The organism is Novosphingobium sp. B1, assembly GCF_900176395.1.
In the GTDB taxonomy this organism is placed as follows: Bacteria; Pseudomonadota; Alphaproteobacteria; order Sphingomonadales; family Sphingomonadaceae; genus Novosphingobium.
Map to the genome: position 1 here is coordinate 343,464 of NZ_FWXL01000003.1, position 21,622 is coordinate 365,085.

Below are 21,622 nucleotides of genomic sequence, written 5' to 3' on the forward strand. Positions count from 1 at the left end.
GCAGGCGTTCACGCGGAACGGAAGGCTTCCTTGGGCACATGCGTGATGCGGCAGGCCAGATCGGCCTCGCCCGAGGCGATGATGTAGCGATCCTCCAACTCTGCGATGCCGGTGGTGAATACGACATCGCGCAAATAAAGCAGGTCCTCGAGAGGGCGCGTCAGGTCTGCATTGGGCTCGAGCAGCGGGGTGTGGCTGCCGCCGATTGTCTTCCAAGGTTGGTCCGGATCGAGCAGCGACCAGTAGGTACGATAGATGCCGACAATCTCCTTCGGCTCCACTCCGTGCCACAGGGTCAACCAGCCGCGCTGGCCATCAATCTCGGTCAGAATGGGCGGCGTGCCTCCACCCATGCGTGCGGTTGCAGCCGTGCCGGCATGGGGCCGGATGCCGGGTTCGATGTGCGGTTTCCAGTGAAGCGCGTCCGGTGAGGTTGCCAGGTTGATGGAAGGTCCGGCACGCCATTCGCTACCCGGCGGGTAGGCGAAGTACAGGTCGCCGAGGGGGCGGGTCTGTGCCCAGTATTCGCCGTGGACCAGCCCTTCGAAGATCAGCATGTCCTTGTTCTGGTGATCGAGGACGATGCCCTCGAAAGTCCAGTCGAGGCCATTGTCGGAGGAATACATTGTTGTCGAATGGCGCTCCGGGCTGACCGAGCAGGTGGTCATCAGGTAAGCGCCCTCGCCCATGCGCGAAATGCGGGCATCCTCGATGCCATAGCACTGGAACGATCCTTGCGGCGTGATCGCCTTGTCGCAATGAACGGCGACGACGTTAAGGCCATCGGGCGACATTTCCACCGGCAGCAGCCAGGAGAGCGAGGTCAGCGCCATGATCTTCCAGCCGCCCCCATGCAGCATGAACTTGCGCGGGTCCGATGTGTCGGCCAGTTCGAGCGGCCAGCCATCGAGGACGTAGCCGCCTTCATGCCAGCGGATCGCGTGGACCTTGCCGTCGCGAATGGGCTGGCGCAGCGCTTCGGCGACACGGACGATGAACAGCAGGTTGCCATTTGGCAGCACGGTCATGCCGGGGTTGAAGGCCCCCAGCACGTAAGTCTCGGCATCGAAGTGACCACGCAACGGGGACTGCGCAAGGTCCACCATGAACGGTGTGAACACCAGGCGGTCGAACGGATATGTGGTCATGCAGGGAGGCCTCCTTCAAAGGAAGGAAAGGCCTCCGGCTGCGATACAGTTCCCTCGGGCTAACCCGTCAGGGCTTCCATTCGAGGAAGCGGGCAAGCAGCGAGAGGCCGTACGACTGGCTCTTTTCCGGGTGGAACTGCACACCGAGGATGTTGTCCCGCGCGACCGCTGCGACGATCCCGCCACCATGGTCGCTCATCGCCGCAACATGCGCGCCCTCTTCGGGTACGAAGTGATACGAGTGCAGGAAATAGGCCTCACCCGGCTCCAGCAGTTCGGCCCCGCCCTTGTGCGGCATCGGCGCGACATCGTTCCAGCCCATGTGCGGGACCTTGATCGACGGGTCGGCAGGTTCGATCACCCGCACCTCGCCACCGATCCAGCCAAGACCGTCGGTCGTACCGAACTCGATGCCGCGATCTGCCAGCAATTGCATGCCGACGCAGATGCCAAGGAACGGCGCGCCACCGACAATGACACGCTCTTCCATCGCTTCGACCAGACCGGGCACGGCTTCAAGCGCCTCGACACAAGCCTTGAACGCACCGACGCCGGGCAGAACAATACGGTCAGCGGCGCGGACCACGTTTGGGTCGGCTGTAACCACAACGCCTTCTGCCCCCGCCGCCTTCAGCGCATTGGCGACCGAGCGGAGGTTGCCCGCACCGTAATCAACCAGCGCGAGGGTATCAGCCACCGAGAATGCCCTTGGTGGACGGGACCGCATCAGCCTTGCGCGGATCGATGGTGATCGCCTGACGCATGGCGCGGGCAAAGCCCTTGTAGATGCCCTCGATGATGTGGTGGTTGTTCGAGCCGTAGAGGCTTTCGATGTGGAGCGTGATGCCCGCAGCCTGACTGATCGACTGGAACCAGTGTTCAAACAGTTCGGTATCCATCTCGCCAAGGCGAGGCTGCGTGAAGGCAGCCTTCCAGATCAGCACCGGGCGGCCCGAGATGTCGAGCGCGACGCGGCTCAGCGCCTCGTCCATCGGAGAATAGGTGTGGCCGTAGCGGGTGATGCCCTTCTTGTCGCCCAGTGCCTGCGCGATCGCCTGGCCCAGCGCGATGGCGCTGTCCTCGGTGGTGTGGTGCTGGTCGACGTGGAGATCACCCTTCACCCGGCATTCGATGTCGATCAGCGAATGCCGGCTGAACTGCTCGATCATGTGATCGAGGAAGCCGATGCCCGTCTCCACCTTGTAGGTGCCGGTGCCATCGAGGTTCACCGACACGGCAATGTCGGTTTCCTCGGTCTTTCGCGTGATAGATCCGGTGCGCATGGGAAAGCGCCTATACCCCGCTGTGGTTTAGAATCAATGTCCGTGCCCACTTGACCCGAACGGCCGGGGCGGTCAGTTGTGACGCCATGAGCGATGCACCTGACAGCCTGATCCCCTACGACGAAATCGTGCAGGAGGCGCTGCGCGCCGTGGTCGGTCGCGTGCTGGGCGAAGTTGCCGCCGGTGGCGGGATGCTGCCGGGCGCGCACCATTTCTACATCACATTCAAGACTGGCGCGCCGGGCGTGGACATCCCGCAGCGGCTGCGCGAGCGCTTTCCCGACGAGATGACCATCGTTCTCCAGAACAAGTTCTGGGACCTGAAGGTCGAATCCGACCAGTTCAGCGTGGGTCTATCGTTCAACCAGATCCCGTCGACCCTGATAATTCCATTCTCGGCAATTACCGCGTTTGTCGATCCAGCCGTGGACTTCGGCCTGCAATTCCAGGCCGTTGTCGATGACGAGGCCGAACCAATCGAGCCGGCGGAAAACGATTCGCCGGAACAAGCCGAAAAGCCCGCCGTTGAACGGACCGATGATGGCTCGAATGTCGTCACGGTCGATTTCGGGAAAAAGAAGTAAGGGGCGTACTGCCCCACTGACAGAAGGCTTGGGGTTTATGGCGAAGAAGGGCAAGAAGCTGGCCATTGCGGCAAAGGACGCCGCGGGCACTGTGCCGTCGCCGAGCCCCAACCCGATGACCAACCTTATCCTTGCCGACATCGCCCTGCGCACAGGCAGCCTGCTGCTGCGCCGCGGTGTGGAAAAGGGGCTGATCGCCAGCAAGATGGGACCGAAGAAGGCAGGCCGCCTGATCGAGGGCCGTTCCATGGTGCAGACACTGGTCGGTGCCAGCATTGCGCGGCTGGCAACGCGCTCGGTTCCCGGCGCTATCGTGGTCGGTGGCGGCTTGCTGGCCAAGACGCTTTACGACCGCAAGCGCAGCCGCAAGGCTGCGGTCGCTGGCGAAATCGCTATTCAGGAACAGGTGGAGCGCGGCAAGGAAGACTGAGCCTGCTGCTTGCCATGCTGCGCTATCCCCACTTGACCATGCGGGAACCGATGCGCCACTAGCGCACATGGTTCACGAGTCCACCGACGACGACACCCTGCACCGCCGGGGCCTGATGTTCATCCTGTCCTCGCCTTCGGGCGCGGGGAAGACGACAATCGCACGCAAGCTGCTCGACGAGGATGCCGAGATCAAGGCGTCGGTTTCGGTCACCACCCGCCCGATGCGTCCGGGCGAGGTCGAGGGCGTGGACTACTACTTCGTCGACAAGGCCGAGTTCGACCGGATGGTCGAGGCGAACGAGTTCTACGAATGGGCGGTGGTCTTCGGAAACTGCTACGGCACGCCCAAGGCGCACATCCGTGACCGGCTGAAAGCGGGCGGCGATGTATTGTTCGACATCGACTGGCAGGGCACGCAGCAGCTTTACCAGAAGGCGCAGGCCGATGTGGTGCGCGTGTTCATCCTGCCGCCGAGCCTTGAGGAACTGCACCGTCGCCTCACGGGGCGCGGCACCGACAGCGCCGAAGTGATCGCCGCACGCATGGCGCGCGCGCAAGCCGAAATCAGCCACTGGGACGGTTACGATTACGTGGTGATCAACGACGAGGTCGAGGGCTGCTTCGCCAAGGTCCGCGAGATTCTGGCAGCCGAACGGATGAAGCGGACGCGTCAGACCGGACTGATCGACTTTGTGCGCGGATTGATGCGGGGCTGAACCGGAGGAAGCGCCCTCGCACAAGCGAAGGCGCCTTCAATCCCACCGGATTCAGTGTCCCGACGGGTCGACCGCGTTCTCAGGCACCCAGCCATTGACGATACCACCGTCGATCGGCAGCGGCGTGCCGACAACGTAGTCGCCGGCGCGGCTGGCGAGGTAAATTGCACCGCCGGCCATGTCCTCGATCGTGCCGATACGCTTCGAGGGAATGCCCTTTGCCGATGCTTCCGGGTTCTTCGCTGCGGCCTTGTTCATTTCGGATGGGAAAGCACCCGGGCAGATACAGCTGGCGACGATCTGATCCTTGATCAGGCGCGCGGCCATGCGGCGGGTCAAGTGGATCAGGGCCGACTTCGAGGCCTGATAGCTGTACGTTTCCCAAGGGTTGATGCGCAGGCCATCAATCGAAGCGATGTTGATCACCTTGGCCGGCTGGTCCTTGCTGGCTGCAGCCTTGAGCAGACCGTGCAGCTTCTGGGTCAGGAAGAAGGGGGTCTTCACGTTGAGGTCCATGACCTTGTCCCAGCCCACTTCGGGGAAATCCTCGAAATCCGCACCCCACGCAGCGCCAGCATTGTTGACGAGGATGTCCAGCTTGCTTTCGCGCGATGCAAGGTCGGCCGCCAATTGCTCGATGCCCGCGACGTTGGAGATGTCACCTGGCAATGCGATGCACTTTTCACCAAGGCGCGCGGCGGTTTCCTCGACCACCGCTGCCTTGCGGGCGGTGATGTAGACGCGTTCGCAACCTGCGGCGATGAAACCCTCGGCGATCATCTCGCCAATGCCGCGAGAGCCGCCGGTGACGACCGCAATGCGGCCTTCGAGGCTGAAGAGCTTGCTGAAATCCATGAGTCTGTTCCCCTGCGCGCCCATGTTTCCGGGTCGCTGTGCCCCTCCCCATGCGGGAAGGGGCGATTGCATCAGTAGCCGCTGAGCTGGGCCACGCGCTCGGCGTGGTAGTATTGGTCGCCCATGAATTCGGCGAGCGAACGATCCCGCTTCATGTAAAGGCCGATGTCATACTCGTCAGTCATCCCGACGCCGCCGTGCATCTGCACGCCTTCACGCACCGACAGGTTGCAGGCCTTGGCAGCCTTTGCCTTGGCAACCGAGACCATGAGGTCTGCCTTGTCTGAATTGCCGTCGAGCAGTTGCTGCGCCTTGATCACTGCGGCTTCGGCGATTTCCAGTTCGGAATAGAGATGCGCGGCGCGGTGCTGCAACGCCTGGAATTCGCCGATCAGCTGGCCGAACTGCTTGCGGGTCTTGAGGTAGGCTGTGGTGATGTCAAAGGCACCCTGCCCGACACCGGTCAGTTCGGCAGCGGCCCCGATGCGGCCGGCGCGAATGACCTTGTTGAGCAGTTCACGACCGCCATCGACCTCGCCGATCACGCAATCGCCATCAAGCTCGACATTGTCGAAAGTCACGTTGCTGGCCATCGCGCTGTCAACGAGACGCAGGTTCTCGTGGTTGATGCCTGCAGCGTCCTTCGGCACCGCGAACAGCGTGATGCCGTCATTATCCGTGTCGCTGCCAGAGGTGCGCGCAGCGACGATGATCGCGTCTGCCGATGCGCCCTGCACTACGAAGGCCTTGCGGCCCAGCAGACGGAAGCCGTTGCCGGCCTTCTCGGCCTTGCAGGCAATGCGTTCTGGACGATGCTTGGGGCCTTCATCGACCGCGACCGCCAGCACGCTGTCACCTGCAAGCACGCCGGGGAGCCAGCGGCCGCGAATCTCCTCGGAACCGCCAGACAGCGCGGTGACGCCCATGACCGAGGTGGTCAGGAAGGGGGACGGGGTAAGGTTGCGACCGATCTCGCGCAGGACGATACCCGCCTCGACGTGGCCCATGGCAAGGCCCCCGTCGGCCTCTGCGGCGAGCATGCCGGTCAGCCCCATCTCGGCAAACTGCTTCCACAGGGTATGGCCGAAACCGTCCTGGCAGTTCATGTCGCGATAATGGCGCAACTGCTTCTTGATGCCGCCTTCGTCGGCCATGAAGCCGGTGACGCTCTCGGCCAGCATGGCCTGATCTTCGGTGTGATAGAGAGGCATCGATCAGGCTCCCGGCAGTTCGAGAATGCGTTTGGAAATGACGTTGAGCATGACCTCGCTGGTGCCGCCCTCAATCGAGTTGGCCTTGGTGCGCAGCCACGAACGCGACGGTGTCCCGCCATTTGTGCGCTCGCTATCCCATTCGAGCGCAGTGGCGCCACCGGCCGACATGAGCAGTTCGTGCCGCCGCTTGTTAAGCTCGGTGCCCGCGTACTTCATCATGTTGGGCTGTGCCGGATGGGCGCGGCCGACCTTGGCTTCATCGAGGAATTTCTCGCCCATGCAGGCATAGGCCAAGGCATCGACATCGAACATGGCGAGGTCGGCGCGCAGGATCGGGTCTTCAAGGCCATTGCGGGCAACTACCGCGCCAATCGCGTTGAGACGATCACCACCACCTGCACCCGAGATCATCTCGCGTTCGTGGCCGAGCAGGTACTTGGCGACGTCCCAGCCACGGTTCAGTTCGCCAACGATCTGGTCCTTCGGCACGACGACGTTGTCGAAGAAGGTTTCGCAGAACGGTGAGTTGCCGCTGATGAGCTTGATCGGCTTGGTCGTCACGCCCGGGGTGGTCATGTCGAACAGCAGGAAGCTGATGCCCTGATACTTGTTGGTCTTGTCCGTGCGGACGAGGCAGAAGATCCAGTCGGCCTTGTCAGCGTAGGAAGTCCAGATCTTTTGGCCGTTGACGACCCAGTGATCGCCCTTGTCCTCGCCGAAAGTCTGCAAGCTGACGAGGTCGGAGCCGGAACCGGGTTCCGAATAGCCCTGGCACCAACGAATCTCACCGCGGGCGATCTGGTTCAGGTAGTGGACCTTCTGCTCTTCTGTGCCGAACTTGAGCAGCGCAGGGCCGAGCATCCAGATGCCGAAGCTCGAGAGCGGCGGACGTGCGCCAATGCGGGCGCATTCCTCGCGCCAGATCTTGGCCTCCGCCGGAGACATGCCGGCGCCGCCGTAGGGCTTTGGCCAGTCGGGTACGGTGTAGCCCTTGGCCACGCAGCGCTCGAGCCAGGTCTTCTGCGCTTCGTTCTTGAACTGGAAATTGCGCCCGCCCCAGCACACGTCGCCCTCGTCGCGGACGGGTTCACGCATTTCGGCAGGGCAGTTTTCTTCGAGCCATGCGCGGATTTCCGCGCGGAAAGCCTCAAGGTCTGACATGATTGTGCTCCTCTCTTAACCGGAAGGTTAAAGCGAGTCGCGATGATCTGGCAAGCGCGGATTTGCGGGCAGTTTCCTGCGCTTTGGGGCAAGTCTCGCATGCCGTAGCGTAAAGTGCATCGGCATTGACGGACCATCTTTCGCGCCTAAGCTGACGTAAACGTAAAACGATAGAAAAATGCTGGAGAGAGGGATGCGATTCAACGGCAAGACGGTCGTGGTGACCGGCGCGGCTTCGGGGATCGGACGGGCGACAACGATCGCTTTTGCTGCCGAAGGCGCCATGGTCTACGCCGCCGACATCGACGAGGCGGGCCTGCAACAGACAGCCTCTGCATCAAATGGCAAGGTCGTCAGCGCGCTTTGCGACGTCACCCGCACCGAGGACATCAAGGCCCTGATGGACCGCGCCGCTGCAGAGACCGGCGGCATCGACTGCGTATTCAACAATGCCGGCGCCGGCGGCGACCGCGCCCCGATCGACGAGATCGAACCGAATGGCTGGGACCGCACCATGGACCTGCTGCTGCGCTCTGTCGCCTTCGGGATCCGCTACGCCGTGCCGCACATGATCGGTCGCAAGGGTGCATCGTTCGTAAATACGTCGAGTGTTGCCGCCGTCGGCCCAGGCTATTCGCCGACCGCCTACGCCGTGGCGAAGGCCGGCGTCCTTCATCTGACCAAGGTTGCCGCCGCAGATCTTGCCAAGCACCAGATCAGGGTGAATGCGGTGCAGCCCGGCTTCATCAACACCAATATCTTCACCTCTTCGCTGGAAATGCCGGCCGAGCTTGAGGCACAGGCCAAGGGCGCGATCGCGGCAATGTCGCAACAGGCGCAACCGGTTGCCCGCGGCGGACAGCCGGACGACATTGCACAGGCGGTGTTGTTTCTTGCGAGTGAGGCAGCGGGTTTCGTTACCGGCACATCGCTGATTGTTGATGGCGGTATTACCATCGGGCCGCGCCATAGCTGGGATCCGACGATGCCGGGCCTGTTTGACGCGCTCCAGCAGATGGCAGAAAGCGGCAAGGCTGCATGATCCCGATCGAGGGCCGCGTACCTACCCGCCTCGCCCTCGCCAATGGGCTGGGAAGCGTTGCTTACGGGGTGAAGGACAACGGCTTCGCGACGTTCCTGCTGCTCTTCTACAACCAGGTTCTTGGCATGGATGCGCGGCTGGTCAGCCTCGCATTGCTGATCGCGCTCGTGTTTGATGGACTGATTGACCCGGTCGTCGGCCATTTCAGCGACAATACGAGGACCAGATGGGGACGCAGGCTGCCGTTTCTCTACCTTGCCCCGATACCGTTGGCGCTCGCGTGGGCTTTCCTGTGGTCCCCGATCGGAGATCCCAGTTTCGGCATGCTGCTGGTTTCGGCCATTCTCGTGCGCGCTCTGGTCGCCATGTGCGAGGTGCCCTCGGCCGCGCTCATTCCCGAGATCACGCGGGACTACGACGAGCGCACGCGTCTGACCCGGTTCCGCTTCATGTTTTCGTGGGGCGGCGGACTGCTGATGTTGCTTCTGGCTTATGGGGTATTCCTCCCAAATGCCATGCTGGCGCGTGAGGGGTATCGCAACTTCGGGTTGTTCGGCGCGGCACTGATGGCGCTATGCGTGCTGATCTCGGCGATCAGTCAGCACCGTTGGGTGAAGGGCATGCCGCCCGAGCGGACGGGACAGGGCAAGGGAGCGATCGCTTCGCTGGCGGAAATACGTGAAAGCTTTTCCCACCCGGCCTGCCTGATCGTGATGGGCGGAATCGCCGCTGCGCTCACCGCCCAAGGCATAACTTTTGCCTTGTCGAACTACCTCTATCTCTATGTCTGGAAATTCACCACGACCGCGCTTCAGGTTTTCCCGTTCCTGCTGTTTGGCAGCGTGATCGGTGCTTCGCTGCTGGTGGGCAAGGCGCAATTCCGGTGGGGCAAGGCTGGCACGGTCATGCGCATGGCGCCGCTAGGCATGGTGTTCTGGGCGGGCCCGCTGCTGCTTCGCTGGCAGGGGTTTTGGCCTGAAGACGGCACGACGGCTTCGATCGGCATCATGTTCGCCTGCACATTCCTGTCCAATACATTCACCGTGACAGGCACGATGACGCTGTGGTCCATGGTTGCCGACGTCGTCGAGGCATCGGAAGAGCAGACCGGGCGGCGGTCCGAAGGCACTCTTGCAGCAGGCGCATTCCTTGCCAGCAAGTGTGCCGGCGGGCTGGGTGTGTTCATCACCGGTCTTCTGCTGAGCTTTGCGGGTCTCGAGGCGAACACCCCGCCCGATGCAGTCCTGCCCGAGGTGACCTATCGCCTGAGCATTGCCTACTGCGCGAGCATTGCCCTGCTCGCCGTGCTGACCGCCCTCATCGTCAGGAAGTTTCCGATCGACCGCGCAACGCACGAGGCGCGGCTGGCACGGCTGGATCAGGTGGCTCGCGTCGATCCCGATGCGACCGGGCTTCATCCGTGACGACGGAATGACCGCGACCAGCGACATGACTTAACCGATCACTTAATTTTCACTTGAATTCGCACATGGCCCGATGGACACTGCCGGGCAACCAAGGAGAGGCTCATGGATTTCGAACCGACCGACCGCCAGAAGTACTGGCGTGACCGCGTCCGCCAGTTCATCGAGGAAAACGTCCGCCCGCGCTACAAGGACTACAAGGCCGAGCAGGCGACTGGCGACCGGTGGAAGGTTCTCCAGACCGTCGAACAGGAGAAGGCCAAGGCCAAGGCTGCCGGCATATGGAACCTGTTCATGCCGCCACGCAACGGCGGGCATCATCATGTCGAGGAAAGCTTCGAATTCGAAGGCCCGGGCCTCACCAACCTTGAATATGCCCTCTGCGCAGAAGAGATGGGCCGCATCGGCTGGGCGAGCGAGGTGTTCAACTGCTCCGCGCCCGACACCGGGAACATGGAAGTGTTCCATCGCTATGGCACGCTCGAGCAGAAGGAACAGTGGCTGCGGCCGCTGATGAACGGCGAGATCCGTTCGGCCTTCCTGATGACCGAGCCGGCAGTCGCGTCGTCGGATGCGACCAACATCGAAACCTCGATTCGCCGTGAGGGCGATGAGTATGTCATCAACGGTCGCAAGTGGTGGTCTTCGGGCGTGGGTGACCCGCGTTGCAAGATTGCCATCGTCATGGGCAAGACCGACTTCGAAGCCAAGCGGCACCAGCAACAGTCGATGATCCTGATGCCGCTTGACGCGCCGGGCGTGGAGATCGTCCGCCACCTGCCCGTGTTCGGTTATGACGATGCGCCGCATGGCCACATGGAAGTCGTGATGAACAACGTGCGCGTTCCTGCTTCCAGCATTCTGTTGGGCGAAGGTCGCGGCTTCGAGATCGCGCAGGGCCGCCTGGGGCCAGGCCGCATCCACCATTGCATGCGCACCATCGGCGTGGCCGAGGAAGCGATTGCCAAGATGGCCAAGCGCCTGCAGTCGCGCGTGGCCTTCGGCAAGCGCGTGGCCGACCAGTCGATCTGGGAGTGGCGCATCGCGCAGGCCCGTATCGACATCGAAATGACCCGCCTGCTCTGCCTCAAGGCGGCAGACATGATGGACAAGGTCGGCAACAAGTCGGCTGCGCTTGAGATCGCGATGATCAAGGTGCAGGCGCCGAACATGGCGCTGCGCGTTATCGACGATGCGATCCAGGCCCACGGTGGCGGCGGCGTTTCGGAAGATTTCGGCCTCGCCGAAGCCTATGCCCATCAGCGCACGCTTCGCCTGGCAGACGGGCCGGACGAAGTGCACGCCCGCGCCATTGCCCGCATCGAATTCGCGCGTCACGCCGACATGCCGTCGGCAGATCGCGGGTTCAGCTCAGGTGATCTGGGCGTGGCTCGGTAAGGAGAGAATAGATGAAAGCCGCCGTACTCGTCGAACCGGGCAAGCCGCTCGAGCTCCAGGACCTGAGCGTTTCCAAGCCGGGTCCGCATGAAGTGCTGATCCGCACCGCGGCCTGCGGGTTGTGCCATTCGGATCTGCACTTCATCGAGGGCGCCTATCCACACCCTCTACCGGCCGTGCCGGGGCACGAGGCGGCGGGCATCGTCGAGGCGGTTGGCTCGGAAGTGCGGACCGTGAGGGTAGGTGACGCGGTAGTCACCTGCCTCTCGGCCTTCTGCGGCCATTGTGAGTTCTGCGTCACCGGCCGCATGTCGCTCTGCCTTGGCGCAGATACGCGGCGTGCACCCGGCGGCGCCCCTCGCCTCACCCGCAGCGACGATGGCAGCACGGTCAACCAGATGCTGAACCTGTCGGCCTTTGCCGAACAGATGCTGGTGCATGAGCATGCCTGCGTTGCGATCAACCCGGAGATGCCGCTCGACCGGGCGGCGGTTATCGGTTGCGCGGTGACGACTGGCGCTGGCGCAGTCTTCAACGCGGCCAAGCTGACGCCGGGCGAGACGATTTGCGTCGTTGGCTGTGGTGGCGTGGGCCTGGCCACGATCAATGCCGCCAAGATCGCCGGTGCCGGCCGGATCATCGCGGTCGATCCGATGCCGGAGAAGCGTGACCTCGCGAAAAAGCTCGGCGCCACCGATGCGATCGATGCCGGACCCGATGCTGCCAAGGAAATCGTCGAGATGACCAAGGGCGGCGTTCACCATGCGATCGAGGCCGTCGGCCGTCCGGCTTCGGGCGATCTGGCGGTGGCTTCGCTGCGGCGCGGCGGTACGGCCACGATCCTCGGGATGATGCCGCTGAACCACAAGGTCGGACTGTCGGCGATGGATCTGCTTTCCGACAAGAAGCTGCAGGGCGCGATCATGGGGCAGAACCACTTCCCGGTGGATCTCCCGCGGCTTGTCGACTTCTACATGCGCGGCCTGCTCGACCTTGATACAATCATTGCCGAACGCATCCCTCTGGAAGGCATCAATGATGGCTTCGAGAAAATGAAGCAGGGCCATTCCGCCCGCTCGGTCATCGTGTTCGATCAGTGAGCGGGCCAGCAATGAGCAACGCGCCGATGGACGCACAGGCAGCCTTTACCGGGACAGTTGTTCCCGAGGGTGCCGACCGACTTGACGAGGCCAGCCTGACCCGCTGGTTCGAAGACAATGTCGCGGGCTTTCAGGGCCCGCTGACCGTTTCGAAGTTCAAGGGCGGGCAATCCAATCCGACCTACAAGATTGACAGCCCTTCAGGGCCCTACGTCCTGCGCCGCAAGCCGTTCGGCAAGTTGCTGCCCTCGGCCCACGCGGTTGACCGCGAGTACAAGGTGCAGGCCGGACTTTCGGGCACCGGTTTCCCGGTCGCTCGGCAGTACGGGCTGTGCACTGACGAGAGCGTGATCGGATCGTGGTTCTACGTGATGGGCTGCGTCGATGGCCGGACGATTTGGGACGGGGCAATGCCCGGCGCAACGCCGGAATTCCGTCGCGCCACTTATGATGCGATGGTCGATACGCTGGCCGAACTGCATTCAGTCGACATCGACAAGGCGGGACTTGGCGACTTCGGCAAGCCGGGCAATTACTTCGGCCGGCAAGTCGATCGCTGGACCAAGCAGTATCGCCTCTCGGAAACCGAAACGATGCCTGAGATGGAACGGCTGATCGAGTGGTTGCCCGCCACCCTGCCCGAGCAGACGCGAACGAGCGTGGTCCATGGCGATTACCGCATCGACAACATGATCTTCCACCCCACCGAAGCCAAGGTCGTCGCGGTGCTCGACTGGGAGCTGTCGACGCTGGGCGATCCGCTGGCGGACTTCACCTATTTCTGCACGGCGTGGGTCCAGGACAACGGTGGACGATCGGGCGTGCAGGACCTTGATCGCAAGGCGCTCGGCATTCCTGAACTGGACGAGGTCGTCGCACGCTATTGCGACAAGACGGGGCGTGATGGGCTGCCGGGGATGGACTGGTACATTGCCTACAACTTCTTCAGGCTGGCGGGCATCATCCAGGGCATCAAGAAGCGGGTAATCGATGGAACGGCTTCAAGCGCGCATGCCAAGGCCATGTCCGAAAGGGTGCGGCCACTGGCCGAACTGGCAATGAGCTTTGCAGTAAGGACTGGCGCCTGATAGCCGCTCTGAAATGGCGGATCGCAAGCGGATCAAGGTATATTTCGACGGTGGGTGCCGGCCCAACCCCGGGCCTATCGAGGTTGCGGCTGTCATGCGCGGAGTTGCCAACGTGCGAGCCGATCTGGGCAGCGGGACCAACTGCGATGCCGAATGGCTGGCGCTGATCCATGCGCTTGAGGTGGCGCAGGCCAGCGGAGCGCCGGCATTCGACCTGCTGGGGGACAGTCGTTCGGTGATCGATCAGGCGCAAGGCAAGGCACGGCCCGCCTCACCTGCCGACCAGGCGCATCTCCAGCGATTCGAGAAGCTGGCCGAAGCGCAACCGCCCGCACGGATACGATGGATCAAGCGCGAGCAAAATCTTGCAGGCATCGCGCTTAACGCCAGACACCCGCGCTAACGCCAACAAAAAAACCCCGGGAGCAGTACTCCCGGGGCCTTTGCTCACGTTAGGATGAGGGTCAGGCGGCTTCGGCCTTGGCCCCTTCCCGTTCGGCATTCAGTGCCTCAGCCAGCAGGAATGCCAGTTCGATCGACTGCGCCGCGTTGAGACGCGGATCGCAATGGGTGTGGTAGCGATCGGCAAGGCCCTCCTGCGTGATCGCGATGGCACCGCCGGTGCACTCGGTCACGTCCTGTCCGGTCATCTCGATGTGGATGCCGCCGGCGTGGGTCCCCTCCGCGCGATGCACGGCGAAGAAGCCCTTCACTTCGGTGAGGATACGATCGAATGGGCGGGTCTTGTAGCCGTTGTCGGCCTTGATGACGTTGCCGTGCATGGGATCGCACGACCAGACCACAGGATGGCCTTCGCGCTTCACGGCGCGCACCAGGGGGGCAAGACCAGCTTCGACCTTGTCATGCCCGAAGCGGCTGATCAGCGTCATGCGGCCAGGTTCGCGCGAGGGGTTCAGCGTATCAAGCATCCGCAGCAGCGCATCAGCGCTGAGCGATGGCCCGCACTTCATGCCGATGGGGTTCTGCACTCCGCGCAGATACTCGACGTGAGCCGAGCCCTCGAAGCGGGTACGGTCGCCGATCCAGAGCATATGCGCGCTGGTATCGTACCATTCGCCAGTCAGCGAATCCTGCCGGGTCATCGCCTCCTCGTAAGCCAGAAGCAACGCCTCGTGGCTGGTGTAGAAGCTGGTGCCCTGAAGCTGGGGCACAGTGCGCGGATCGACGCCACAGGCTTCCATGAAATCGAGCGCTTCGCCGATCTTGTCCGCCATCTCGCGGAACTTGGTCGCCCACGGGCTTTTGCCGATATGATCCAGCGTCCACTGGTGGACCTGTCGCAGGTTGGCATAGCCGCCGCCTGCGAAGGCGCGCAGCAGATTCAGCGTAGCTGCCGCCTGGCTGTAGGCGCGCAGCATGCGCTCAGGGTCGGGAATGCGCGATTCCGGCGTGAAGTCGATGCCGTTTATGTTGTCGCCAAGATAGCTCGGCAGTTCCACATCGCCAATCTTCTCGACCGGCGAGGAGCGCGGCTTGGCGAACTGGCCTGCCATGCGCCCGACCTTCACCACCGGCTGCTTGCTGGCAAAGGTCAGCACCACGGCCATCTGCAGCAGCACGCGGAACGTATCGCGGATGTTGTTGGGATGGAACTCGGCAAAGCTCTCGGCGCAGTCGCCGCCCTGAAGCAGGAAACCCTTGCCGGCCGCCACCTGCGCCAGGTCTGCCTTAAGGGCGCGGGCTTCGCCTGCAAAGACCAGCGGCGGAAAGCTCGTCAAAGTCTTTTCGACCTCGTTCAGCTTTTGCGCGTCGGGATAGACCGGCAAATGCCGCCCCTCAAACCCGCGCCATGAATCCGCAGTCCAGTTCTGTGCCACTTTCCATTCCTTTCAAGAGGCGGCGCCATACGCGCAGTGCGCAAGAAATGCAAAGCAAGCCTTACGTTCACCGCAATCGAATTGTTCGATGATCGCACGCAGCGGATGCCGATAAGCATTTACCCTTATGCCGATCGTGTGATTGTCTTGGTGGATGGCAGATTAACCTTTTGAGGCTGGCGGCAAAACATCCGTCGCGATTTCCAGACGCAGGTTGCCTCACAACGATCGATGTTCCGCTTGATCCGTCTTGTCTCTGCCATCTATCGGAACCGGTCGGGCAGCATCCTCCCGCTGGCGACGCTGGCCATAGTTGCGGTGGCGGCGTTGATTGGCGGTGCAGTGGACATCAGCAGAGGCTGGCGCGCCCAGACCCGCCTGCAAGCCGCGTGTGACGCGGGTGTCCTTGCCGGGCGCCGCGCCGTGACGACAAATGGGCTCGACGCAAATGCCACGTCTCAGGCCCAGAATTACTTCTACGCAAACTTCAATGCGACACGGCTGGATGCCATAGACACGACGTTTACTGTAACGTCTGCCGACAGAGGAAATACAGTGGACGGCGTGGCGAGAACTGCGCTGCCACCTATCATCATGCAGCTCTTCGGCATGGGCAACTTCAACATGATCTCGCGCTGCACCGCATCGATGGGTGTGGGCAACAGCGACATCATGATGGTGCTGGACACTACCGGATCGATGAATTCGCTCCTTTCCGGCAGCTCGCAAACCCGCATCCAGGCCCTGCGGTCTGCAATGAAAAACTTCTACGACACAGTGGCTGCGGCAACTTCTGGCACGAATGCGCGGATACGATACGGATTCGTGCCTTACAGCTCGTCCGTGAATGTTGGGCGGCTTATTCTTGACCGCAATCCTTCATACCTTGTCGACAGTTGGCCCGTGCAATCGCGCTTGCCGATCTACCGGACCGTTCAGACCCAGACCGGCTACGGTACGCCCACCACGACAACCGGCACGCCAACCACCACCACGCCAACATATGGAAGCTGGTCAAACTACAACGCGACCCTATACCTGACCTCAAGCTCATGTTCTGCGCAGAAACCCGCTGATACGGCATGGACCAACAACGGCGCCGCGACGAGTTCCAGCGTCACGACGATCAACTCCTCCGGCCAGCAAGTCGTCACGACGACGGTCACCCAGCCGCAGACGCAAACAGGCTATGGTTGCAACTGGTTTCTGATCAACTGGCGCCTCCAATCGCGCCCCGGTTATCGCAATCTGGTCACCGTGACGACTTCTACCGCAAACCCGGTCTATACCAGCTCGCAAGTGTTCGACCACTGGGAGTACCGGCCGGTCACCTATAACACGAGCCAGTTCAAGCTTTTCCAGCCTGTCAACACAAACACGGGTGACAACGGGACGGCGGTGTCTTCGACCTGGCGAGGCTGCATCGAAGAGAGATCGACCGTACGCGGCGATCCATTCACGTGGTCCTCGATTGGCGGGTTTTCTCCATCGGGCGCCAATGACCTCGATATCGACAGCGCCTCGGACGGTTCGAACGCATCGAAATGGGCGCCAATGTGGCAACAGGTCGCCTATATCCGCACCTATACCTACCTCGGCAACGTCTACATGAACAATACCATGCCTTCGCCGACCGGACAGGCCGCGCCATCCTACTGCCCGACACCTGCCCAATTGCTTTCGAGCATGAATCGGACAGCATATTTCGCCTACGCTGACTCGCTGGTTCCGGAAGGCGCGACCTATCATGACATCGGCATGGTCTGGGGGGCACGCTTGCTCTCACCCGATGGCATCTGGTCCGACAATGTCCGCGCATCGCCCAACAACGGCGGCGAAGTCTCTCGGCACATGATCTTCATGACCGACGGTGAAATGGCGCCTAGCTACTCGATCCAGTCGGCGTGGGGCGTGGAATACCATGATCGGCGCGTGACCGATAACGGCTATACGCGCGACACCGAGCGCCACAACTCACGCTTTCTCGCGCTGTGTGAGGCGGTGAAGGCAAAAGGCATCCGCGTCTGGGTAATTGCCTTTGCGCAAGGCATGACGCCCGAACTCAACACCTGCGCTTCGAGCGATAGTGCTTTTACCGCCGCCAACGCCAGCCAGCTGGACGCGGCCTTCCAATCGATCGCCAAGCAGGTTGGCGAATTGCGAGTGGTGCAATGATGCGGCCCGTTCTGGAAGACATCGAGGGCGCGACGATTGTCGAGTTTGCCCTGGTGGTGCCGATGTTCCTGCTGCTCCTGCTGGGCATCATGGACGTTGGACAGATGGTCTATGGGAAATCGGTGCTGACTGGGGCCGTGCACCGCGCCGCCCGTCTTTCATCGCTGGAAACGCGTGATATCGGGGAAGCGGACGCCAGTGTTCTTGATGCGGTGCGGCCCGTATTACCTGGCGTCAAGATAACCTCTTCTCGCACCAGTTATTATGACTTCAACGATGTTGGCCGCCCGGAAAAGTGGAATGACAAGAACGGTAACAGCCGGTGCGATAATAACGAGACTTACACCGATGAGAACCGCAACGGGCAGTGGGATACCGACGTGGGGAGAAATGGCAACGAAGGTTCGGCCAACGATGTAGTCGTCTATCGCGTCGAAGCGGAATTCCAGCCCGTGTTCAAGGTGCCGTTCATGCCGGCCCTCTGGTCCAAGCGGAAGCTCACGGCAACCGCTGTGACCAAGAACCAGCCTTTCGGCGTCCAGACCGACCTCGGCTCCACCGCAGGAAGTTGTCCATGAGCTTTGCGACAGACCGGTGGTGCGAACTTAAGCGCAACAGCAGTGGCGTTTCGGCCCTCGAGTTTGCGTTGATCCTGCCGCTTTTCATAACCCTTGGCATGTATGGCGCCGAGATTGCGTGGATGAATGCGGCGGCGATGGAGGTCAGTCAGGTTGCCTTGTCGCTTGCCGACAATGCCTCGCGTCTAGGGCAGACGGACAACAGCGGCGTGACACCGACGATAACGGCCGCAGACGTTGATTCCGTGCTGACCGGTGCGCTTGAAGAAGGCGAGTCTATAAGCCTCAGCACCAACGGCAGGGTCATCCTGTCGAGCCTTGAAGTCCATCCAATTACCGGCAAACAATACATACACTGGCAGCAGTGCAAAGGCGCAGGGACCCAGCAATCGCAGCACGGCAAGCCCGATCTCACCGGCAGTACGATCTCTACGATCGCGTCTGGCATTTCGGTGGGCGGCAAGAAGCTGATCGCACCAAACGGTAGCGCCGTGATGGTTGCCGAGGTCTGGTATCGTTACAACGGCTTGTTTGGGACGATGTTCGTCCAGCCGATCACCATCCATGAGGAGGCTGCGATCATCGTTCGCGACGACCGCAGCACCGGGCCCGGGCTGAGTGGATCAAAGCCACAGAATAGCTGCTGATCTAGGGTTTCCTCTCGGGCACAACCTCAAGGTGCCAGCTCTTGTCCTTCCGCAGATATTTCTGCGCAAGGGCCTGCATCCGTTCCGGCGTCGTCTGGCTGTAGTCGTTCAGGATGGTGCGGATCGCCGCGATCTTGCGCGGATCGTTGGCTGCACCTTCAAGCTGGAACATGTAGAAGCCGTTGCCCGTGCTGGCTCGGGTGATCAACTGCTTCAACGGCTCGGTAACCCGACCGATCTCGTCGGCTGATGGCGGCGTTGTCGAAAGGTCTTCGGCAATCTTGTCGGCAACTGCGAAGAACGTTTCGAAGTCACCCGGACGCAACTGGACGGTCGCTGCGATATATCCGCCCGATGGCAGATCGAGAGGCCAGCTTGATCCAACCTGCGGCGCGTAGCTTGCCCCCACCTTCTCGCGCATCGCATCGAAAATGCGATTGTTGAAGATCTGGGCGAGGATTTCGAGCTGTCGGCTTTCGCGCACACCGGCCTGCCCCCCTCCGGTCGGCCACGCCACGACCGCGGCCGCCTGGCCAGGATCACCGCGATGCGTCAGCACGAGCGGTTCGGCATTGTGCGCCGGGATGCTTGGCGCCAGCGTCGAAGCGGGCGCCGGCGCGCGTGCCGGCAACGCGCCGAACGTCTTTTCGAGCGCAGCCAGCGCCTGTTCGCGGGTGAAGTCGCCGAACATGTCGATCTCGATCGGGCCTTGCGCCAGCAGCGGCTCCCACACCTTGCGGAAGCCTTCCGGCGTCACCTTTTCCAGCTCTGCCGGGTTCGGCGTCGCATAGCGGGGGTCGCCGTCACGCAGCAGCCATGTGAGATCGCGATTGAGCACGGCGGTGGGCGAAGAATTGAAGCTCTCGTACTGCAGCTTGGCCGCCGCCTTGGCGCGCAGCACAGGATTGGCGTCCCAGCGCGGCATCGCAAGCTTGGCCGCCATCAGATAAAGCTGGTCGGCAAGATCGGCAGGGCGCGTATCTGCCTGAAGCACGAATGCGGTGTCGTCGATGTCGAAATCCAGGCTGAGCTTGCGGCCCGTAGCCAGACGATCGAGATCGTCCCGCCCAAGGTTGCCGATGCCGCTGTCCATCAGCGCTACCTCGCCCATCGGACCGTAGACGGCATCCTGCGGCTGGATGGCAGAATACCCGCCACCGAAGCGCGCCTTGACGATGATGCGCCCAGGTTCGGCATCGTTCGGCCAGAGCAGAACCTTGACGCCGTTGGACAGTTCGACCTGTTCGATACCGAGCAACCCGATCGGCCTTGCGCTGGCGACGGTTCCGGGCGTGCCGACAGGCGGCAGGTCGGCAAACTTGAGCGTATTGGCAGCCACCCGGCTTTCGGACGCCGCCTTGACCGGCGCCATTACCGCCGCTCGCAGCGAGGTTTCGTCTGCTTCGCCCGACTTGGGCGTGATCATCATCGGACGGATGACCGTGCCCTGGAACAAGGCGCGGGTGTGATCGAGCACGGCCTGCGGCTTGAACAGCGGAATCGAGCTCTTGAAGATATCGTAGATGGTGTCGGGATTGGCCACCGTCTCGCGGATGTCGACGGCGTTGACCAGATCGTCGGCGGCCTTCGAACCGGCAATGGTAGCCTGCGTTTCGACCGAGACCTTGAAGGCCACCTCGAACTCGGCAACCTCGCGGTCGATCTCTTCCTGCGAAGGTGGCGTCGCGAGCGCATCGGCAATGACCGAGCGCACGTCGGTCACGGCGCTCTTCCAGTCTTCACCCAACGGCGTGACGGTGACGATCGTGGCGTCAGCGGACCGGGACAGTTCCTGCTTCATCTCGTCGACCGAGGCGACAAGATAGCTGCCACCGGCCCGAGCACGGCCTTCAAGGCGGCGGTTGATGAGAGCCAGTGCGAGACGGTCGATCATCAGTCCCTGGTTATAGACGATCGTGTCGTTCACCTTCTTCCATGGCCGCAGGTACGCCCAATTGACCAGTCGCGGAAGGTCAGGCTCGACCAGAACCTTGGCCTCGCCCACGGGATTCTTCGGATCGACGCCGGCAGGCGCGATGGGCTTGCCGAAGTCAGGTTGAAGCGGCTTCTTGCCGGTGGCCTTCCAGCCGCCGAAGGACTGCTCGATCCGCTTGATCAGCGCAGCAGGATCGGCATCGCCTGCCACGACGATCACGGTGTTGTCGGGCCGATACCACTTATCATGGAAAGCCTTGACCTTGGCCGCGTCGGCACCTTCGAGCGTTGCCACGGTCCCGATCGGATTGCGCGAGGCCAGCAGCTGTCCCTTGAAGAACAGATCGCGCGTCTGATCGAGCACCCGCGACTGCGGGCTTGTGCGTTCGCGCATTTCGGCGAGCACGATCGGCACTTCTGTCTTCACGCCATGATCGGTGAAGATCGGTTCGGTAATCATGCCTGACAGCAGCTTGAACGTTTCATCCAGCTTGGCATCGTTGGCCTGCGGGATGTCGAGCTTGTAGACCGTCTGGGTCGGGCTGGTTTCGGCATTCGTGTCGCTGCCAAAGGTTGCGCCCAGGCGCTGCCACGTGGGGATGGTCTCCCCTTCCTTGAGATACTTCGATTCCCGGAAGGTGAGATGCTCGATCAGGTGGGCATAGCCGCGCTGCGGCTCGGTCTCGTACATCGAGCCGGCATCGACCAGCACGCGGATGGAAACCTGCTCAGGCGGAACGCCATTGTGGCGCACGGCGTAGCGGATGCCGTTGGGCAGCGTGCCGAAGATCCACGCCTTGTCCTGCGGCACGTCCGAGCCCTTGTAGAGCCATGGCACCGGCGCCTTGGCGCTGGCCGCAGCGGGCCTGGCCGGTTGCGCCGTGGTCTGGGCGACGACTGGCGCCGCCGAGACGAGCAGGAGGGAAAGGAACAGGCCAATGCGCCGGGCGCGCGGGTTTTTGGATTGCATTACCCGGTTATAGGAAGCCTTCCGATGAAGGACC

At 62.2% G+C, this 21,622-nt stretch carries 20 protein-coding genes; 12 read left to right on the forward strand and 8 right to left on the reverse strand.

Going from position 1 to position 21,622, the window contains the following annotated elements; all coding sequences use genetic code 11:
* Positions 1-8: 8 nt before the first annotated feature.
* The 3 genes from B9A23_RS07510 to hisB all read right to left on the reverse strand — a co-directional run bounded on the left by B9A23_RS07510 (position 9) and on the right by hisB (position 2,431).
* Positions 9-1,148, reverse strand: coding sequence for a glycoside hydrolase family 130 protein (locus B9A23_RS07510; RefSeq protein ID WP_084278229.1), 1,140 nt, complete (start codon positions 1,146-1,148; stop codon positions 9-11).
* 67 nt (positions 1,149-1,215) lie between these two features.
* A complete protein-coding gene (hisH, locus tag B9A23_RS07515; RefSeq protein WP_084278230.1) occupies positions 1,216-1,845 on the reverse strand; it encodes an imidazole glycerol phosphate synthase subunit HisH in 630 nt (209 codons plus the stop codon).
* Positions 1,838-2,431 carry an imidazoleglycerol-phosphate dehydratase HisB gene (gene hisB / locus B9A23_RS07520; RefSeq protein WP_084278231.1) on the reverse strand — a complete coding sequence of 198 codons (594 nt, stop codon included), beginning with the start codon at positions 2,429-2,431 and terminating at the stop codon, positions 1,838-1,840. Before hisB ends, hisH begins: the two co-directional genes overlap by 8 nt.
* An 86-nt stretch (positions 2,432-2,517) precedes the next feature.
* Between hisB and B9A23_RS07525 the strand changes: the two genes are divergently transcribed.
* The 3 genes from B9A23_RS07525 (at position 2,518) to gmk (ending at position 4,163) form a co-directional block, all read left to right on the forward strand.
* Positions 2,518-3,015, forward strand: a complete 498-nt coding sequence (locus B9A23_RS07525; protein WP_084278232.1) for an SspB family protein — start codon at positions 2,518-2,520, stop codon at positions 3,013-3,015.
* A gap of 37 nt (positions 3,016-3,052) precedes the next feature.
* Positions 3,053-3,445: a hypothetical protein gene (locus B9A23_RS07530; RefSeq protein ID WP_084278233.1), complete on the forward strand. Its 393-nt coding sequence runs from the start codon at positions 3,053-3,055 to the stop codon at positions 3,443-3,445.
* Positions 3,446-3,512: 67 nt separating this feature from the next.
* The gene (gene gmk, locus B9A23_RS07535) at positions 3,513-4,163 is read left to right on the forward strand and encodes a guanylate kinase (RefSeq protein WP_084278234.1); all 651 of its coding nucleotides are present in this window, start codon (positions 3,513-3,515) and stop codon (positions 4,161-4,163) included.
* A gap of 51 nt (positions 4,164-4,214) precedes the next feature.
* On the opposite strand, the gene B9A23_RS07540 is transcribed toward gmk, so the two are convergent.
* The 3 genes from B9A23_RS07540 to B9A23_RS07550 all read right to left on the reverse strand — a co-directional run bounded on the left by B9A23_RS07540 (position 4,215) and on the right by B9A23_RS07550 (position 7,393).
* Positions 4,215-5,018, reverse strand: a complete 804-nt coding sequence (locus tag B9A23_RS07540) for an SDR family oxidoreductase (RefSeq protein WP_084278351.1) — start codon at positions 5,016-5,018, stop codon at positions 4,215-4,217.
* A 71-nt stretch (positions 5,019-5,089) separates the two neighbouring features.
* Complete coding sequence (locus B9A23_RS07545) at positions 5,090-6,229, reverse strand: acyl-CoA dehydrogenase family protein (protein ID WP_084278235.1); 1,140 nt, start codon at positions 6,227-6,229, stop codon at positions 5,090-5,092.
* Between the two features lie 3 nt (positions 6,230-6,232).
* Entirely contained in the window at positions 6,233-7,393 is a 1,161-nt protein-coding gene (locus B9A23_RS07550; protein ID WP_084278236.1) for an acyl-CoA dehydrogenase family protein, read from the reverse strand.
* Between the two features lie 193 nt (positions 7,394-7,586).
* Here B9A23_RS07550 and B9A23_RS07555 point away from each other — a divergent pair, with 193 nt between their 5' ends.
* From B9A23_RS07555 to B9A23_RS07580, 6 genes are all read left to right on the forward strand, one after another.
* Complete coding sequence (locus tag B9A23_RS07555; protein ID WP_084278237.1) at positions 7,587-8,435, forward strand: SDR family NAD(P)-dependent oxidoreductase; 849 nt, start codon at positions 7,587-7,589, stop codon at positions 8,433-8,435.
* Positions 8,432-9,859, forward strand: coding sequence for an MFS transporter (locus B9A23_RS07560; RefSeq protein WP_084278238.1), 1,428 nt, complete (start codon positions 8,432-8,434; stop codon positions 9,857-9,859). Before B9A23_RS07555 ends, B9A23_RS07560 begins: the two co-directional genes overlap by 4 nt.
* A 105-nt stretch (positions 9,860-9,964) precedes the next feature.
* Positions 9,965-11,257: an acyl-CoA dehydrogenase family protein gene (locus B9A23_RS07565; RefSeq protein WP_084278239.1), complete on the forward strand. Its 1,293-nt coding sequence runs from the start codon at positions 9,965-9,967 to the stop codon at positions 11,255-11,257.
* A gap of 11 nt (positions 11,258-11,268) precedes the next feature.
* Complete coding sequence (locus tag B9A23_RS07570; protein WP_084278240.1) at positions 11,269-12,357, forward strand: Zn-dependent alcohol dehydrogenase; 1,089 nt, start codon at positions 11,269-11,271, stop codon at positions 12,355-12,357.
* An 11-nt stretch (positions 12,358-12,368) separates the two neighbouring features.
* A complete protein-coding gene (locus B9A23_RS07575) occupies positions 12,369-13,445 on the forward strand; it encodes a phosphotransferase family protein (RefSeq protein WP_176217916.1) in 1,077 nt (358 codons plus the stop codon).
* Between the two features lie 13 nt (positions 13,446-13,458).
* Entirely contained in the window at positions 13,459-13,848 is a 390-nt protein-coding gene (locus B9A23_RS07580) for a ribonuclease HI (protein ID WP_084278241.1), read from the forward strand.
* A gap of 61 nt (positions 13,849-13,909) precedes the next feature.
* Here the strand turns inward: B9A23_RS07580 and B9A23_RS07585 are convergent, their stop codons facing one another.
* Positions 13,910-15,283, reverse strand: coding sequence for a class II 3-deoxy-7-phosphoheptulonate synthase (locus tag B9A23_RS07585; RefSeq protein WP_084278242.1), 1,374 nt, complete (start codon positions 15,281-15,283; stop codon positions 13,910-13,912).
* A gap of 231 nt (positions 15,284-15,514) precedes the next feature.
* On the opposite strand from B9A23_RS07585, the gene B9A23_RS07590 reads away from it, so the two are divergent.
* Genes B9A23_RS07590 through B9A23_RS07600 form a run of 3 tightly spaced genes read left to right on the forward strand, consistent with a single transcriptional unit; the run spans position 15,515 to position 18,683 of the window.
* Positions 15,515-17,458, forward strand: coding sequence for a TadE/TadG family type IV pilus assembly protein (locus B9A23_RS07590; RefSeq protein WP_084278243.1), 1,944 nt, complete (start codon positions 15,515-15,517; stop codon positions 17,456-17,458).
* Positions 17,458-18,036: a TadE family protein gene (locus tag B9A23_RS07595; RefSeq protein ID WP_368655930.1), complete on the forward strand. Its 579-nt coding sequence runs from the start codon at positions 17,458-17,460 to the stop codon at positions 18,034-18,036. Before B9A23_RS07590 ends, B9A23_RS07595 begins: the two co-directional genes overlap by 1 nt.
* Positions 18,033-18,683: a TadE/TadG family type IV pilus assembly protein gene (locus B9A23_RS07600; protein WP_084278245.1), complete on the forward strand. Its 651-nt coding sequence runs from the start codon at positions 18,033-18,035 to the stop codon at positions 18,681-18,683. The genes B9A23_RS07595 and B9A23_RS07600 overlap by 4 nt, the downstream gene beginning before the upstream one ends.
* A gap of 1 nt (position 18,684) precedes the next feature.
* Here B9A23_RS07600 and B9A23_RS07605 read toward each other — a convergent pair whose 3' ends face one another.
* Positions 18,685-21,588 carry a M16 family metallopeptidase gene (locus B9A23_RS07605; RefSeq protein WP_084278246.1) on the reverse strand — a complete coding sequence of 968 codons (2,904 nt, stop codon included), beginning with the start codon at positions 21,586-21,588 and terminating at the stop codon, positions 18,685-18,687.
* Between the last annotated feature and the right edge of the window lie 34 nt (positions 21,589-21,622).